General features: G+C 45.5%; 17 protein-coding genes. 13 read left to right on the top strand and 4 right to left on the bottom strand.

The annotated features are described in order from the left end of the window. The 3 genes from ACO1D1_RS25355 to ACO1D1_RS25345 form a co-directional block, all read left to right on the top strand. Window positions 1-1,151 (top strand): ATP-binding protein (locus tag ACO1D1_RS25355; protein ID WP_423337554.1); only part of this gene is annotated, 1,151 nt, incomplete at its 5' end. 32 nt (window positions 1,152-1,183) lie between these two features. After that, window positions 1,184-2,023: a CheR family methyltransferase gene (locus ACO1D1_RS25350; protein ID WP_423337555.1), complete on the top strand. Its 840-nt coding sequence runs from the start codon at window positions 1,184-1,186 to the stop codon at window positions 2,021-2,023. Between the two features lie 169 nt (window positions 2,024-2,192). Continuing rightward, window positions 2,193-2,789 (top strand): hypothetical protein, encoded by a 597-nt coding sequence (locus ACO1D1_RS25345; RefSeq protein ID WP_423337553.1) that lies wholly within the window; start codon window positions 2,193-2,195, stop codon window positions 2,787-2,789. Between the two features lie 125 nt (window positions 2,790-2,914). Here the strand turns inward: ACO1D1_RS25345 and ACO1D1_RS25340 are convergent, their stop codons facing one another. Both ACO1D1_RS25340 and ACO1D1_RS25335 read right to left on the bottom strand, forming a co-directional pair. Then, window positions 2,915-3,169, bottom strand: coding sequence for a GlsB/YeaQ/YmgE family stress response membrane protein (locus tag ACO1D1_RS25340; protein ID WP_149872328.1), 255 nt, complete (start codon window positions 3,167-3,169; stop codon window positions 2,915-2,917). Window positions 3,170-3,264: 95 nt separating this feature from the next. Continuing rightward, window positions 3,265-3,603 carry an IDEAL domain-containing protein gene (locus tag ACO1D1_RS25335; protein ID WP_423337552.1) on the bottom strand — a complete coding sequence of 113 codons (339 nt, stop codon included), beginning with the start codon at window positions 3,601-3,603 and terminating at the stop codon, window positions 3,265-3,267. A gap of 175 nt (window positions 3,604-3,778) precedes the next feature. Here ACO1D1_RS25335 and ACO1D1_RS25330 point away from each other — a divergent pair, with 175 nt between their 5' ends. From ACO1D1_RS25330 to ACO1D1_RS25300, 7 genes are all read left to right on the top strand, one after another. Next, window positions 3,779-4,105, top strand: a complete 327-nt coding sequence (locus ACO1D1_RS25330) for a general stress protein (RefSeq protein WP_423337551.1) — start codon at window positions 3,779-3,781, stop codon at window positions 4,103-4,105. A gap of 179 nt (window positions 4,106-4,284) precedes the next feature. Continuing rightward, window positions 4,285-4,464, top strand: a complete 180-nt coding sequence (locus tag ACO1D1_RS25325) for a hypothetical protein (RefSeq protein WP_423337550.1) — start codon at window positions 4,285-4,287, stop codon at window positions 4,462-4,464. 235 nt (window positions 4,465-4,699) lie between these two features. Then, window positions 4,700-4,936 carry a DUF1146 family protein gene (locus ACO1D1_RS25320; RefSeq protein WP_423337549.1) on the top strand — a complete coding sequence of 79 codons (237 nt, stop codon included), beginning with the start codon at window positions 4,700-4,702 and terminating at the stop codon, window positions 4,934-4,936. A 299-nt stretch (window positions 4,937-5,235) separates the two neighbouring features. Then, the gene (locus tag ACO1D1_RS25315; protein WP_423337548.1) at window positions 5,236-6,090 is read left to right on the top strand and encodes a YwmB family TATA-box binding protein; all 855 of its coding nucleotides are present in this window, start codon (window positions 5,236-5,238) and stop codon (window positions 6,088-6,090) included. A gap of 32 nt (window positions 6,091-6,122) precedes the next feature. Next, on the top strand, window positions 6,123-7,433 hold the full coding sequence (murA, locus tag ACO1D1_RS25310; protein ID WP_149872322.1) for a UDP-N-acetylglucosamine 1-carboxyvinyltransferase: 1,311 nt from the start codon (window positions 6,123-6,125) through the stop codon (window positions 7,431-7,433). Window positions 7,434-7,781: 348 nt separating this feature from the next. Next, window positions 7,782-8,828, top strand: a complete 1,047-nt coding sequence (gene spoIID / locus ACO1D1_RS25305; protein ID WP_423337547.1) for a stage II sporulation protein D — start codon at window positions 7,782-7,784, stop codon at window positions 8,826-8,828. A 561-nt stretch (window positions 8,829-9,389) separates the two neighbouring features. After that, window positions 9,390-10,355 carry a nuclease-related domain-containing protein gene (locus ACO1D1_RS25300; RefSeq protein WP_423337546.1) on the top strand — a complete coding sequence of 322 codons (966 nt, stop codon included), beginning with the start codon at window positions 9,390-9,392 and terminating at the stop codon, window positions 10,353-10,355. Here the strand turns inward: ACO1D1_RS25300 and ACO1D1_RS25295 are convergent. After that, window positions 10,324-10,758 carry a VanZ family protein gene (locus ACO1D1_RS25295; RefSeq protein ID WP_423337545.1) on the bottom strand — a complete coding sequence of 145 codons (435 nt, stop codon included), beginning with the start codon at window positions 10,756-10,758 and terminating at the stop codon, window positions 10,324-10,326. The two genes, ACO1D1_RS25300 and ACO1D1_RS25295, sit on opposite strands and share 32 nt — an antisense overlap. 149 nt (window positions 10,759-10,907) lie before the next feature. On the opposite strand from ACO1D1_RS25295, the gene ACO1D1_RS25290 reads away from it, so the two are divergent. From ACO1D1_RS25290 to ACO1D1_RS25280, 3 genes are all read left to right on the top strand, one after another. Next, window positions 10,908-11,744: a peptidoglycan DD-metalloendopeptidase family protein gene (locus ACO1D1_RS25290; RefSeq protein WP_423337544.1), complete on the top strand. Its 837-nt coding sequence runs from the start codon at window positions 10,908-10,910 to the stop codon at window positions 11,742-11,744. Window positions 11,745-12,017: 273 nt separating this feature from the next. Continuing rightward, window positions 12,018-14,150, top strand: coding sequence for a penicillin-binding transpeptidase domain-containing protein (locus ACO1D1_RS25285; RefSeq protein ID WP_423337543.1), 2,133 nt, complete (start codon window positions 12,018-12,020; stop codon window positions 14,148-14,150). 173 nt (window positions 14,151-14,323) lie between these two features. Continuing rightward, on the top strand, window positions 14,324-14,452 hold the full coding sequence (locus ACO1D1_RS25280; RefSeq protein WP_423337542.1) for a hypothetical protein: 129 nt from the start codon (window positions 14,324-14,326) through the stop codon (window positions 14,450-14,452). Between the two features lie 459 nt (window positions 14,453-14,911). Here the strand turns inward: ACO1D1_RS25280 and ACO1D1_RS25275 are convergent, their stop codons facing one another. Then, entirely contained in the window at window positions 14,912-15,232 is a 321-nt protein-coding gene (locus ACO1D1_RS25275) for an MGMT family protein (protein ID WP_423337541.1), read from the bottom strand. Window positions 15,233-15,560: the final 328 nt, after the last annotated feature.

Below are 15,560 nucleotides of genomic sequence, written 5' to 3'. Positions count from 1 at the left end.
TGGACAGGGTGGAAGTCGGTGAATACGCCCGCGTCGTCAATACGTCCGGTGCAGATTTGCTGCGGCTGATTGATGATATTCTCGATTTATCGAAGATTGAAGCAGGAAAAATTGAAATCCTGACAGATGAAGTCAATGTGACCGAAATTCCACAAATGATGCGGAATTTATTCGCTCCTGTAGCGGCCAATAAGAATCTGGCGTTTGACGTGGTGATTGATCCGTGTGTTCCGGCAGTTATCTCGACGGATGGGCAACGATTGCAGCAAATTTGGAAAAATCTGCTATCCAATGCCTTCAAATTTACGGAAAGAGGCTCGGTATCTGTTCAGATTGACTTGGCGCCACCGGAAAAAGCGGCGGCTATCCAAGCGGACGAGAACGAGACGGTGCTGGCGATTTCTGTCACCGATACCGGGATCGGGATTCCGCGCGAAAAGCAGCAAATTATTTTTGAAGCCTTTCAACAGGTGGACGGCACGACGAATCGTCAATACGGCGGAACGGGCCTCGGGCTATCGATTTGCCGTGAATTTACGCGGCTGCTTGGCGGCGCGCTTGAGGTGGCGAGCGAAGTGGCTAAGGGCAGTACGTTTACATTATATATTCCGAGCAGATTGGAACCTGGCATTGTGGCTGATTATGGCCTGGCACAGGATGAAGTGGCCGCAAGCGCAAGCGTCGCTTTGGTCGAAGAAGAATGGGCGGAGGAATCGCCTAAGGTCGAACAGTCTGTAATGAATAGCTCAGATGACCAATTATTTAATGGAAAAAAGGTGCTCCTGGTAGAGGACGACGGCCGCAATGTCTTCGCGCTGGTAACGGCGCTTGAGCGAAAAGGAATGGTCGTTCAAGTAGCAGAAAACGGGAAGCGGGCCATTGATATGCTCCAGGAACAAGCCGATTTTGACCTGGTTTTTATGGATATCATGATGCCGGTGATGGGCGGCTATGAGGCGATGCAGATCATCCGGGACGATCTCGGAATGCAGCATCTGCCGATTATCGCCTTAACCGCTAAGGCGATGAAGGGCGAACGGGACAAGTGTATGGAAGCAGGGGCTTCCGATTATATCATGAAGCCGTTAAATATCGATCAGCTCTTCTCATTGATGCGGGTTTGGCTGACAGTGCAGGAGGAGGCAAAGTGAACAACATCTTTACCCATCCTCAGTCAGAATTAATTACAGAAACAGAGCCGTTGGTGCTGGATGAAATTCAAGAGATTGAAATTAATTTACTGATTGAGGGGCTTTATCAAAAGTATGGCTACGACTTCCGCGGCTACGTACGCGCATCCTTACGCAGACGGATTATGAATCGCATGAAGGCCGAGCAGCTGCCGACGATTACAGCTTTATTGGATAAAGTACTTCACGAACCAGGTTACTTGGGACGCTTGCTGAATGATTTGTCCATCCGGATGACAGAAATGTACCGCGACCCGGATTTCTTTTCCGCCTTTCGCAACGATGTCGTGCCTTTATTGAGAGAACTGCCGCAGATTCGCATTTGGCACGCCGGCTGCGCGACAGGCGAGGAGGTCTATTCGATGGCCATCTTGTTGCATGAGGAAGGGCTGGCGGACCGGACGACGATTTATGCAACCGATATGAATGAAAAGGCGCTGACTGCAGCGCAAACGAGGGCATTTCCGCTCAAAAAAATGCAGCAATATACGAAAAATTACTTGAAAGCCGGCGGCAAAAAGGCTTTTTCCGAGTACTACACGACCGACCATCAATTTGCCTATTTTCATCCGATTTTGGAAGAAAATCTGATCTTCGCCCAGCATAATCTGGTAACGGACGGCTCGTTTAATGAATTTCACGTGATTCTCTGCCGCAACGTCATGATCTATTTTGATAATGACCTGCAGCAGCAAGTCCACGCGTTAATGTACAACAGCCTGGCCAAGGGCGGCTTCATCGGACTCGGCAGCAAGGAATCCATTCTGTTTATGCCAAAAGGCATGCACTACGAGGAATTTCATCCGCAGGAGCGGATTTATCGGAAGGTGTAAGGCAGAGGGAGTTCGGTTGCACGAAGAGATTTATCGTGAAGTAGCTCACCCATACTATGGTAAGGGGTCATTTCCCGCGGTTTGCTGCGCGGGGGATGGCTTTTTTTTTCAGCGTGGTTTCGTTGTGGTGTGGTAAAGTAAGAATAAAAGCTTGTTGGAGGAGGATTTTATGATTTGGTTATTGCTGTTCGTTTTGATTTTTGCCTTTTTGATGGGGTTTTTCCAGGTTTCGATCTGGATTATGTACAGCGTCGTGGTTGTCGTGATTGTCTTTTTCCTGTTTCGAATCCCGCTTTTATTCGGCAGGGACACGGAAAAAATGATGAATTTTTTAAAGAAGTCGAAACGGCCGTATATGCAATTTCTTTATTATCTGCTGAATAATGATTTGCCGACAGCGGAGAAAGCAATAGGGAACATCCGCTCAGGAAAAATGAAAAGGCTCGCTGAAACCATGCTGCTCATGGAGCAAAAGCAATTTGGAAAAGCAAAAGAACTGTCGGGGCAAATGGGCGAAAATAAATCAAAGTGGTATGTCTTGGCCAATATCGCAATGTATGAAGGCGACGCCGCGGCCCTCAAGCAATATCAGGAAAAGATAAAGGATCCATTCCTATTGAAAATGCTTGAAGTGGATCAAGCCGTTTGTGACGGAAAAAAGGAAGAGGCGGTCGCGATGCTCGAAGCTATAATTCCCACGCTAAGAGGATTTAAGTTACTGTCAGCCGTCCAGTTTCGCAAGCGAATTCAGGAGGGAAGGGTCTGAAGTGGAAAGAAAAGAGGCGGGCGGGACCCCATTGAAGCATGAAGCCCCTCAAGGAATTGAATATAAAAAATGGCTCAGTTCAAATTTTGAACTGAGCCATTTTTTAGTGACAAGATATGAATCTGTTAGGCTGTGCGTTTAAACCCTTTGAGGATGAGGCTTAGAATGAAGACAAGGGCAATCGCACCAATGAGGGCCGGAATAAAGTAGAATCCGCCGATGACAGGTCCCCAGCCGCCTAATAATAACGATCCAAGCCATGCGCCGATAAAACCAGCGATAATATTACCGATAATGCCTCCAGGTACGTCACGCCCAATAATCATTCCGGCCAGCCAGCCGATGACTCCTCCAATTATTAATGACCAAATAAATCCCATAATCAATCTCTCCTTTTTTTTAGTAACTATATTGTTTGAATACCCGGTCTTGCGAAAAATAAACCTCGCTTATCCGGGGGAAGATCTCCGCTGCATTACCGCGTTACTTCGCCGGGGGTCTGACCACCGGTTTCAAGTCGCTTTTTCAAGTGTTCCTTCGGGTCGCTTAAATAATGCTGGTGCACGCGTAATTCATAAGTTAACTTATTAAATCGTTCTTCATCACGTTCGTCGAGGCATTTGTCAATTTCCCTTTTTAATAAACTGACTCTTGAGATGGCGTCTGCTTGACGTTTTTGCTCTTTATTCGGTTTGGGTGCATTGCGATAATCACTCAGCTTAGTCAAGCGTACCCCGCATTTACAAAGCGTTTCATTTACATTTAATACATAAAATTCAGCATTCCCACAATATTTACAAACCAGTTTCTTCATATAAATAAACACCTCCGATTAATAATATTTTTTTATATACCCACGTCGCGCAAGTTAGTAACCTTAAAAACGTTGTCTTTCATATAAAACACCCTTTTTCATTTTTTATGTTTTAGTTTTTCAAGAAGCGGTTATATACCCAATAGAACGAGAAACAAAATGAGGAGGAATGAAAATGGAACATGTAAAAGTTGTTGAAAATGGTGTAGAAGCAAGACGGGAAATTGACCAATTCATTATGCAGGGATTCACAAAGGATGAGATTTATTTATTGGCACACGACAAAGGCCGCTCCGAGGATCTGACGGATTCGCTGGACATCGGGGACATTGGGGTCTCTGAACAAGGTGTATTGGACGCAGTTGCTAATGTCTTCCGAACCCGGGGCGATGAACTGCGCTCGAAGCTGGAATCACTGGGATTATCCAAAGCGGAAGCCGAGCGCTATGAAGAAGAATTAGACCAAGGAAGAGTTGTGGTCGTCGCATCAAAATCCGCCTAGTCTGAAACGAGGCTGTTAACAAACTAACAACGGGCTCCCGCCTTGGGGGCTCGTTAGATAAAAGGGTTTGTCGAAAAGTGTGATGAGTTTGGCGGAAATCATGATCAAGTTGGCGGAATAAATCCAAAACTTGGCGGAATCCCCGTCGGTATAACCAAATTAAAAGGAGGAGAAACAAGATGAAGTATTCAAAGTTAAGTATGGAAAAAATATTGGGGGTTCGTGCAACCGTGAGACATAAAGTGGGACGGCATTCCAGCCAGGAGCAGCAATTCGAGGAACCGATCATTCACCGCGAAATCCATGGGGACAAAGTGTATGTGCCGTTAAATTTATATAGGGTTTGGAATGAAGCATAATGGTGCGTTTCTTAGCTGCCTAAACACCGTTAACGGGGTTGCGAACGGTGTTTAGGCAGCTAATTGCTTATAATGGGGCATAGGCAGGCGTACTTTATTTGAATTTTCCAAAATTTTACCAAAAAGGAAACTTTCAGGACTTTTATCCGTCTATGTGGTAGAATGGTCATTGGATTTAATGAAAACTTGCCGTTAGGCAGTTTACGAGGAGCTGTGCCAAAAAGGAGGCAGCAGAATGATAAATGATTTTGGTCAGATTGCGCTAGTCAGCATCATGTCACATTTGGTGTTTATTGCGATTTCCTGGTGGGCATTGCAGGCGATTCGCCTGGATAAGCTGCTAAAGCCAAACCATGTGATGCAGGCGCGACTACTGTACATATTATTAGCAATTTTCATCGGATCATCTGTTAGTAACTTTTTCCTTGATTACCTCCAATGGTCTAGACAACTGCCACTGATTTTTAATTGAAAAATGCGACCAGAAGACCCGTCCTCATGGCTTTTCCTTGGCTTTTAGAGTCAGGAGACCCGTCCCCATGGTTCTAAAATTGGTAAAAATTTAGGTCTTCGTGCATGTTTCCTTTTGCGGATATTTTGAGTACAATCGAGTTTATGTGGAAAGCTAAGGGTGTCCCAAATTTGGAACTGAATAGCAAAGATTTTTACTGATGTAAACTTAAAGTTTGAAACTTGTCTAAAAGTGACGACATTTCCCAAGTATTGCTCTCTCTCTGCCTGGCAACAATGGTAGTAAGGGGGAGTAGAGAGATGAAAAGAAATGGCATGACTCATTTTTATATGATTTCACTTTTATGTTTGATCCTGGTTGTTATTGGAAGCCGTACGACTGAAGCAACTCGCGCTGAAACAGCCGGCAAAGGCCTTTTTTCCAAAACGGATGTTGGCTCAATTCCGGTGGATGCGAAAAAAAATGCGGGCGGCAGCTTGTCGATTTTTCCAAAAGGTACTGGCGACTTGGCGAAAATTGGTGCTGTATTGCAAGCCGATGATATTTTGCTCACGGATTGGTCTTTTTATGCACGGGAGCATGTGACCGAGTTGAAAAGTGTGCAGGAAGTACAGGAATACGCACGCGGGCTTCAGGAAAAGTTTCCCGATTGGGAGTGGTCTGAAACGAACACGAGCCAAAAATGGGAAGTGACAGCAGTTTCTCCAACTAAACACCACAAAGAAATGCTTCAAATCATGGCAACCCACACAAAACAACCTGTTAGTGCGTATATAGTATATAGTGTCAGTGGCAACGAGTGGAATAAGGCGGAAGAGGCTTATTTTACTAGTAATGAATTGAAAAGTAGGCTTTCCGACATATTTCGAGGAAAACCAACAGTTTTCTCTTGTATGAAGGGCGTTTTCAGTGATAAGATTGATACGGCTTTACCCATAGCAGTAGAAAATTTACTGTCTGGTTTTAATGCTGAAGAAATCGAAGCGTTAAAAGAGGAGACATTCATGTCTGTTTCGGCGACATCGCCTATGTTTACAGGCTTCATAGATAATCAAAAAAATAACATGAATTTGCAAATTGGCATACGCTCCGAAGGATTGGGCGCAAAGACTACTGTTGTAGTTGGCACACCAATCATTACGATTGAATATTAATATAGAGAAAATGGACGCGGAGGGGAATACTCTTGGAAAAGATCATCGTCCGCGGCGGACAAAGGCTTTATGGAACGGTAAAAGTTGAAGGTGCAAAAAATGCCGTGCTGCCTGTACTCGCTGCAACATTATTAGCAAGTGATGGAAAAAGTGTAATTCGTGATGTACCTACACTCTCCGATGTATTTACAATTAATGAAGTTTTACGCAACTTAAATGCTGAAGTGGTATTTGACAATAATACAGTTGTTGTTGATGCATCTAGAGTGTTGAAAGATGAAGCGCCATTCGAATACGTTCGCAAAATGCGTGCGTCTGTTCTTGTCATGGGATCGTTACTTGCACGTAACGGCCGGGCTCGTGTTGCTTTGCCTGGCGGTTGTGCGATTGGATCTCGTCCGATTGACCAGCATCTAAAAGGCTTTGAGGCCATGGGTGCGAAGGTGAAGGTAGGAAATGGCTTTATTGAAGCGGAGGTTGATGGCCGCTTGAAAGGTGCCAAGATTTACTTGGATTTCCCGAGTGTTGGTGCAACCGAAAACATTATGATGGCTGCGACCCTTGCACAGGGTACGACAATCATCGAGAACGTCGCAAAAGAACCAGAGATTGTAGATTTGGCAAATTTCTTGAATAAAATGGGCGCTCGCGTGAAAGGTGCCGGCACGGGTACTCTTCGAATTGAGGGCGTGGATGTATTATTTGGCGCGGATCATGCGATTATTCCTGACCGCATTGAGGCAGGTACGTTTATGGTAGCTGCAGCGATCACCGGCGGAAATGTGTTGGTGCAGGGTGCGGTTCCGGAACACTTATCTTCTTTGATTGCAAAAATGGAAGAGATGGGTGTAGAGATTTCTGAGGAAGAGGATGGCGTTCGCGTCATCGGTCCTGAGCGGTTGAAGGCGGTCGACATTAAAACGATGCCGCATCCAGGCTTCCCGACGGATATGCAGTCGCAAATGATGGCGCTCTTGCTTCGTGCTGATGGAACTTCGATGATAACGGAGACGGTATTCGAGAACCGTTTCATGCACGTCGAGGAATTCCGCCGCATGAATGCGGATATTAAGATTGAAGGCCGTTCCGTTATTTTACATGGTCCTTCGAATATGCAAGGTGCTGAAGTGTCTGCGACAGACCTTCGCGCAGCGGCAGCGTTGATTTTAACTGGTTTAGTGTCTGAAGGTGTGACACGCGTGACGGAGTTGAAACACTTGGACCGCGGTTACGTGAACTTCCACGGCAAGTTGGCAGGGTTAGGCGCCGACATTGAACGTGTGAAGGAAGCAGACGAAATCTTTGTTAAAGTCGACAAATATGTTTCGGACATGAATGCCTAATAAATATTTAAGAAAGAATCCCGATACGATGCGGTAATAGGTGGTCTGATATCAGACCAACCCACTAACGCATCCCTCGGGATTTTTTTTTGCGTTTTTTTTGAGCTTTTCCTCGCTCTCCTAGTGGAAAGGGTGTCAGGCACCATTAACTGCGTTCACGTAGTGGTATTGGTGCCTGACACCCTTTTTATTATTCGCATCATGTTTATGCTTTTTTGGTGCCTGACACCCCGCTCGATTTTATAAAATATCTGTAATAAATGCTTGTCCGCTTCCATATGTATGAATGGAGACGCATCTCGGCGCGGGTCGGTGCCGGGTGCGAATTTACAAACTGGAGGCACAATCATGAATAAAATCAAACCACTCATCCTACTAGCAGCAATTCTTTTTGCCCTAACCCTCATTGTACCCACTGTGCTCGTGCTGCCGTTTGCGGATAAGCATCAGGCGAGCGGAAAATTAGGAGAGGATATAACGAAAGCCTCTGCCAAAACGAAAGATGCGAAGGCGGCCTCTACCGCAGACTCAGAGACAGCAGTAGATGTTGCCGTGTTCCGTTCCTCAAAGAAAGTCATTGAAAAAGTCCCATTTGAAGATTACCTTGTTGGAGTTGTAGCGGCAGAAATGCCTGCAGAATTTAAGGAGGAAGCCCTAAAAGCTCAGGCGCTGGCGGCAAGGACGTATATCGTGAACAAATTAATAAGTAAGGATACGATGGGCGTGCCAAAAGGTGCTCAGGTCACGGATACTCAAATCCATCAGGTATATAAGAACGATGAGGAAATGAGGAGAGACTGGGGCAAGGACTACAGCTGGAAAAAGGGGAAAATAATAGAGGCCGTCCGGGCGACGAGCGGACAAATCTTGACCTACGACGGAAAGCCGATCGATGCTCTGTTTTTCTCCACCGGTAACGGCTACACCGAGAACTCTGAAGATTACTGGTCCGGCAATATCCCTTATTTACGCAGCGTATCAAGTCCATGGGATAAAAAGTCACCGAAGTTTTCCAGTCAAAAAGTGTTGACCGTTAAAGAGTTCGAAGCCAAGCTTGGTGTGAAAATTGGAGCGGGGTCGACGATTGGAAAAATTGTTGAGCGCACGACCGGAAAGCGGGTTGGAAAAGTAGACTTCAATGGAAAAGTCTTATCAGGGCCGGATATCCGGACAAAACTTGATTTGAGGTCGTCCGACTTTGCTTGGGAGCGTAAGGGAGACACGATTGTCGTCACAACAAAAGGCTTCGGACACGGCGTTGGCATGAGCCAATACGGCGCAAACGGCATGGCGGAGGAAGGCTCGAATTATCAGGAAATTGTGAAGCACTATTATCAAGGTGTCGAAATTACTTCAGCGGAGTCAATGCTCGCAACGATAACAGCGCAGAAATAAATGAGTTGGTTGAGCCAGGCCAGGTTTTTGAGGGCCTGGCTTTTTGGTGGGGAGAGGGGAAGTTTTTCCGAAGTGGAAAGTAAAATAGGGAAACCGGACAGTAAATGATCGGAAGCGGAAAGTAAAATGTCAAAAGTGGAAAGTAAATCGCTGAAACCGGACAGTAAAAGGTTCAAAGTGGAAAGTAAATAGAAAAGAATCTTAAAAAAGGTCATTTAAATGGATCAAGGGAAAGGGATGGACCGTGAAAAGGGTGGGTTCTCCGATAAAGGAAGGAAATGTTACCTGAGCCAGGCTGTACGCCTGGCTTTTAAGCAGAATTTAGGGTGGATTTTATGAAGTGGAAAGTAAAATAGGGAAACCGGACAGTAAATGATCGGAAGTGGAAAGTAAAAGGTCAAAAGTGGAAAGTAAATCGATGAAACCAGACAGTAAAAGGTTCAAAGTGGAAAGTAACTTGATAGATTAATTATAATTTCACAAAAAATTCAAAAGTTGATGTCGATTTTTGCAGGAAAATAGAGGAAGGGGGAGAAAAGCTACCCAAGAAGGAAAGGACTGATGTCATTGATAGAAGAATGCTACAATAACTCATTAAGAATTCAAAAATTGGAGGCGCTTATTGGAAGAATACCTTATCATCATCCCGTTTGGCCTGATGTTATGAGTGATTATAAGTGCAGGCAAGCAGGTCAAAGAGGAGAAAAATCTCTGTATTTCCACTTGAGTATGCTTTCCGAAACGAAATACCAAATTTATCATGGTATTCGCCTTCAATATAGGGGTTTCTTTTTCCAAATGGACTTCCTAATTATCTGTACGGCGTTTGCATTAGTTCTTGAAACGAAAAATCGAAGCGGTCAAATAAAATTTAATAAAAATTTTAACCAGTCTACCTGTAAAAAGAATGGGGGAGAAGAAAGAATCCAAAATCCTGTCTTACAGGCGAAACTTCAAGCAAGGAAATTACGAGGATGGTTAGAGGATCACAATATCAAGATTCCGGTCCATTATCTTTTTGTAAATAGTAACGAAAAAACGTTAATCCTATCAGATCCCGGAAACGAACAAATTACCCGGCATATTTGCAATAGTGAAGTTTTACTAGAAAAAATAGACCAATTAGAAAATTATCATAAAATTGAAAAGCTAGATGCAAAAGAATTAAAGAAACTTAAACGACTGCTCCTTTCAAAGCACACTCCTGAAAACCCAGATATACTAAAACAATTCAACCTATCTCCTAAAGACATCCCCACTGGCGTAAAATGTCCAACTTGTGATTTTATACCAATGGATTATCATTACGGCAATTGGTGCTGCCCGAAATGTAAAATGAAGTCCAAAATAGCACATATTCCGGCAATCAATGATTATTTTCTGTTAATCAAACCATCGATAACAAACGCTGAGCTTCGAGCATTCCTTCATATCCATTCTATTAGAGTCGCCGGAAAAATTTTAGCCTCACTAAAGTTACCATTTACAGGAACCTTCAGAGACAGGATTTATTTTTCAAAAAAGTAAGCACCCCAGCCAGCCGCACAAATTTCCCTTTAAACAATGCCCCGCGTATAAAATAGTAGCAGACGGCTATTCCGGTAAAGTCCTTTACTAGGTCAAACCATGAGGCAGAGCGGTAGGAATAGAAGGATTGGTGGATTTCGTCGCTTACGCCGTAAAGGGCGGCTATCAGGGCACAGGCCATGTTCAGCGCGGGTGTGAACGAATGGCGCCGGGTTAAAAACGCGAGTACGAGCAGGACATACAAGATAGCGAACTCTATTAAATGAAGTGATTCTTTGATTGTATGGTCAATCGTAGAATCCGGGAGCCGGACAAAGTGGTCCGCGGGCAGGCTCGACATCGTCCAAATCGCAGCCATATATAGAATAGGGAGCACGCGCAGCACCCATTTAGCTATGTTCATAAAATGGTCCTCCTTATAGTCGAAAAAAATTTTTTCACCCAGCATGCATAAAATCATTCACACTGTCGAAAAATAAGTTTTAAAAAAATTTTTTGACTAGTGTATATAATTCTACTTATCTGTTCAGAATGATTGCTGAGGTGATGAAAATGAGAGAGGAAGAAAACAAACGATCTTCTCAAAGTTCCAGCGTAAAACGCTTTTTCAAAAAGCGTTGGGTATTTCCAGCCATTTATATCGCAAGTGCAGCAATCATTTTAACCGGGGTTCTTTGGTATCAAGCAAGCAGCAGCAACACCGATAAGTACGATTATAAGTCTACGGACCTTACCGGTAAAAAGAACCAAGCACCTGCAGTTGAAGTCAACAAACCATTTGAAAACTTCAAAATGCCTGTGGCCAAAGCCGAAGATGCTGTCGTAAAAGTGAAATTCTATGATTTCCAAGGCAAAGCAGAAGACCAAGAAGCGGCATTAGTATTCTATAACAATAGATACGAGCCGAACCAAGGGATCGACATTACAGCGAAAAACGGCGAAACATTTGATGTTCTTGCATCACTTAGCGGAACCGTTACACGTGTCGAAGAGGATGCAGTCCTCGGGAATGTCATCGAAATCGAACACGACAAAGGTATTGTAACACAATATCAATCCGTCAATGAGATAAAAGTGAAGGTTGGCGAAGAAGTAAAACAGAACCAAGTAATTGCCAAGGCTGGGCAAAGCTTGTTCAATGAAAAAGCTGGAACACATGTACATTTTGAAATTCGCAAAGACGGCGTAGCGGTTAATCCAACAAGCTACTTTGACAAGCCGCTTAGCTCATTACAAGAAGAAAACGTTTCTGGAGACAAAAAATCAATCGAAACTCCAAGCCAAAAAGAACAAAAAAAGCTTGAAGACATCGAAAAGTCGACAGATGACGAACAGTCAACCGATCAGGAAGACAACTCTTCGAATTCTAAAGAAAACAAAAACTCTTAATATCGTACCAAAGGGGAAGGGGAATACTTTTCCTCTTTTTTTTGGAAAAAAAATATCCGGCTCGAGGCCGGATATGTTAAAAGGGGGTTTTAAGTGTGAATACACATATTGTACCCCGTATGTATGAACAAAATATGAATAAATGGTGAATGTTTTTGTAAAATCACTAGAATAGGACTATCCGATTATTTCTATATAAATCCAGTAAATAGACTGGATTTTTTCCTGTTTCTAGCATAAACGTTTATAATGGGGAGAAAGGGAGGGATTTTTTTGAAAAAGATACTAGCGATTCTGTTCCTGCTATTGGTGGTCGCCGGCTGCAGCAAGGAACCGACGCCGGAGGAGCGATTGTCCGAATACATAGCCCTTTGGAACAAGCAAAAGTTTGATAAGATGTATGATTACCTTTCTAAAGATGCGAAACAGACAATCACCGAAGAAGAATTTACCACCCGCTATCAAAAAATCTACGAAGACCTACAGATTAATGACCTCAAGATTGACTTCAAAAAACCAAAAAAGGATAAAAAGGCTGAGAAAGAAGCCAGCTATTCTTTTACTGCAAAAATGAACAGTATCGCAGGAGCTATTCAATTTACCCATAAAGCAAGGTTGCAAGAGGAAGAAAGAGACAAAAAGAAGAACTGGTATGTCGACTGGGATACGGAGTATATTTTTCCAGAATTAAAAGAGGGCGATACGATCGGCCTGAGTACGGTGGCGCCGAAGCGCGGGGAGATTCTCGACCGTGATGGGGACGGGCTGGCGGTGAATGGCCAGGTGTATGAGGTTGGAGTCGTGGCCGGAGATCTGGATGCGGCGGTGCTGGAGTCGTTGTCGTCGCTTTTGAAGATACCGAAGGAGCAGATTAATAAGGCGCTCGGGGCGAGCTGGGTGAAGCCGGGGCTGTTTGTGCCGCTGCGGAAGGTGTCGATGGACGAGCAGGAGCGGATTGCGCAGTTGATTGCGCTTGAGCCGGTGCAGACGCGGAAGGTCGGGGCGCGGGTGTATCCTTACGGCGAGGCGGCGGCATCGCTTGTGGGCTATGTCGGGCCGATTACAGCGGATGAGCTGGAGAAGCGGAAGGACAAGGGCTATACGAGTCAGGACGTGATAGGCAAGCGCGGGCTTGAGCAGGTGCTGGATGAGCAGCTGAAGGGCACGAGCGGCGTGAAGATTGTGATTAAGAAGAAGGGGGCGGAAACGGGGGCAGCTGGTGAAACGGGCGGATCGGAATCGGAGACTGGTGAAACGGCTGCGTCTCAGAAAGATGTGGTGCTGGCGGAGAAGCCGGTGACAGATGGGAAGGATGTCAAGCTGACGATCGACGCCGATGTGCAGGCGGCAGTGTATGCCGAGCTTTCAGGCGGTTCTGGATCTAGTGCTGCAGGCGAAGGAGGCGCGGACGGGACGGCGGCTGGTACTGGTCAAACTGGCGGTGCCGGTGAAACTGGAACAGCGGCCGTGATGAATCCTGTGACTGGTGAGACGCTGGCGCTTGTCAGCAGCCCGTCGTTTGATCCAAATCAGGCGGCGCTTGGGATGTCCGCAGACGAGTGGAAGGCGCTGCAGGAGGATAAGCAGCAACCGCTGTTGACGCGGTTTAAGCAGGCCTATGCGCCGGGCTCGGTGATGAAGCCGCTGACGGCGGCAATTGGGCTGGCGAATGGGGCAATCAAGCCTGAGGAGGCCGTGCCGATCCTTGGGAAGCAATGGCAAAAGGATCAATCGTGGGGCGGCTACTTCGTGACCCGAGTGCATGTGGGGACAGAGCCAGTGAATCTGGAGCGGGCCCTCGTTTACTCAGACAATATTTATTTTGCCCAAGCGGCGTTGAAAATGGGAAAGGGGCCGTTTGCTGACGGGCTGAAGAAGTTTGGCTTTGAGGAGGAGATTCCGTATACGTATCCGCTTGAGAAATCGGTGACCGGTGCCCTTGGCAGTGATATTGCGCTGGCAGATTCGGGATATGGGCAGGGACAGGTTCAGATGAGCATTGTGCATTTGCTGGCGTCTTATACCCCGTTTGTGAGCGGAAATGGCGGGAATATGATGAAGCCTGTGTTATTGGTGGATGAAGAGAAAGGCCAAGTGTGGAAGGAAGCGGTGGTTTCTCCTGCGAATGCCGATTTGATTGCAGCGGATTTGCGGAAGGTTGTCGGTGACGCGGCCGGGACGGCACATTCCGCGGAAATGGCTGGCTATCCGTTGGCGGGCAAGACGGGGACCGCAGAGATGAAGCAGAAACAGGGCGAAGCCGGAGTGGAAAACGGCTGGTTCATCGCCTACAACACGGATTCGCCAAGCCTGATGGTCGCGATGATGGTGGAAGGCGTCCAGGGCCGCGGCGGTTCCGGAATCCCCGTTAAACTCGTCAAAAATATTTTTGAGAAAATCAAATAGAAGTGTAGTGTGTGGTTTTAGGTGTGTGGGTTAAAAATAGTAATGGTAAACCGTGGGCTTTGCTTGTGATACAAGTAAAGCTTTTTCTTTTTAGGGAAATTATAGACCTCATTCATTAAAAAGAGAGTGCGTGTCGGAGGAGGAAGAGAGGGAGAGGGATTTCACGTTCGCTGGTGGAAAAGTGTTATCCGCTAATTGAAGTAAGTTATCCGCTAATTGAAGCGGGTTATCCGCTGATTGGAATCACTTTCTCTAATAGAAAAGCGTTATGCGCTGATAAGCAAAGCGTATCGGCTAATTGAAGCGAGCTATCCGCTGATTGAAACCACTTTCGCTAATAGAAAAGCGTTATCCGCTGATGAGCAAAGCGTATCCGCTAATTGAAGCGGGTTATCCGCTGATTGGAATCACTTTCGCTAATAGAAAAGCGTTATGCGCTGATAAGCAAAGCGTATCCGCTAATTGAAGCGAGTTATCCGCTAATTGGAATCACTTTCGCTAATAGAAAAGCGTTATGCGCTGATAAGCAAAGCGTATCCGCTAATTGAAGCGAGTTATCCGCTGATTGAAATCACTTTCGCTAATGGAAATGCGTTATGCGCTGATAAGCAAAGCGTATCCGCTAATTGAAGCAAGCTATCCGCTGATTGAATCCACTTTCGCTAATAGAAAAGCGTTATCCTCCGATATAAAACTCTCCACTTTCACCACTTAAAGTGAATCCAGGCCCATGCCCAAGCCACACACACCGGCACTCCAAACTATTTTCCAAAATACTCAGGCTCCCAGCGAAATTTCTTCAAATCGATGACCCCGTTCAAACCGACCTGAACCCCTTCTGCTTCAAGCGACATCCACTGCTCATTGTAGGATTCATCCTCTTGGATGGCGATTTGCCCTTTCGCGTTAATCACACGATGCCACGGAAGGCGATGCTTCCGGCTCATCGAATGAAGAATCCGGACGACCTGCCTGGCAGCTCGGGGACTTCCGGCGAGCCCGGCAATCTGGCCATAGGTCATGACCTTGCCCTCGGGGATCGTGCGAATAATTTCAATGACCTTTTCAGTAAATGGCGTCACGGTCACCACTCCTTTCTAAATGTGCAATTTGCGAATGAGCTTACAAACGTTGTAATAGAATTCATCATATGAACATTATATATAATTTTGAAAAAAGACAAGGGGAGAACCATGCCAATCTGAAAAAAAGAGAGCTCGTCATGGTCAGATCGCAGCCTGCTTTAGGCGGGAAAAGTGATGATTAGTTGGTTAGAATAACGTTCATTCGCAATCTTTCGCTCGACAAATTTCTCGGGAAATAAGCACAGCCAATTACTATTTCCATGTGCAAACCCTTGGTATTACTGGATTTCCTAGAATGTCGAAAAAAGCAAAATTGTCCTATTTT

The sequence above is a fragment of the Neobacillus sp. 19 genome, assembly GCF_049463095.1.
Taxonomy (GTDB): domain Bacteria; phylum Bacillota; class Bacilli; order Bacillales; family Cytobacillaceae; genus Neobacillus.
Note: the sequence above shows the minus strand (reverse complement) of the source record. Positions and strands in the feature narration are given on the sequence as shown.

Coding starts and splice junctions, on each gene's coding strand:
- spoIID (WP_423337547.1), top strand. CDS start 7,782: ATGAATAAAATCAAACCACTCATCCTACTAGCAGCAATTCTTTTTGCC.
- ACO1D1_RS25345 (WP_423337553.1), top strand. CDS start 2,193: ATGATTTGGTTATTGCTGTTCGTTTTGATTTTTGCCTTTTTGATGGGG.
- ACO1D1_RS25295 (WP_423337545.1), bottom strand. CDS start 10,758: ATGAACATAGCTAAATGGGTGCTGCGCGTGCTCCCTATTCTATATATG.
- ACO1D1_RS25340 (WP_149872328.1), bottom strand. CDS start 3,169: ATGGGATTTATTTGGTCATTAATAATTGGAGGAGTCATCGGCTGGCTG.
- ACO1D1_RS25290 (WP_423337544.1), top strand. CDS start 10,908: ATGAGAGAGGAAGAAAACAAACGATCTTCTCAAAGTTCCAGCGTAAAA.
- ACO1D1_RS25335 (WP_423337552.1), bottom strand. CDS start 3,603: ATGAAGAAACTGGTTTGTAAATATTGTGGGAATGCTGAATTTTATGTA.
- ACO1D1_RS25325 (WP_423337550.1), top strand. CDS start 4,285: ATGAAGTATTCAAAGTTAAGTATGGAAAAAATATTGGGGGTTCGTGCA.
- ACO1D1_RS25330 (WP_423337551.1), top strand. CDS start 3,779: ATGGAACATGTAAAAGTTGTTGAAAATGGTGTAGAAGCAAGACGGGAA.
- ACO1D1_RS25320 (WP_423337549.1), top strand. CDS start 4,700: ATGATAAATGATTTTGGTCAGATTGCGCTAGTCAGCATCATGTCACAT.
- ACO1D1_RS25300 (WP_423337546.1), top strand. CDS start 9,390: ATGTCATTGATAGAAGAATGCTACAATAACTCATTAAGAATTCAAAAA.
- ACO1D1_RS25315 (WP_423337548.1), top strand. CDS start 5,236: ATGAAAAGAAATGGCATGACTCATTTTTATATGATTTCACTTTTATGT.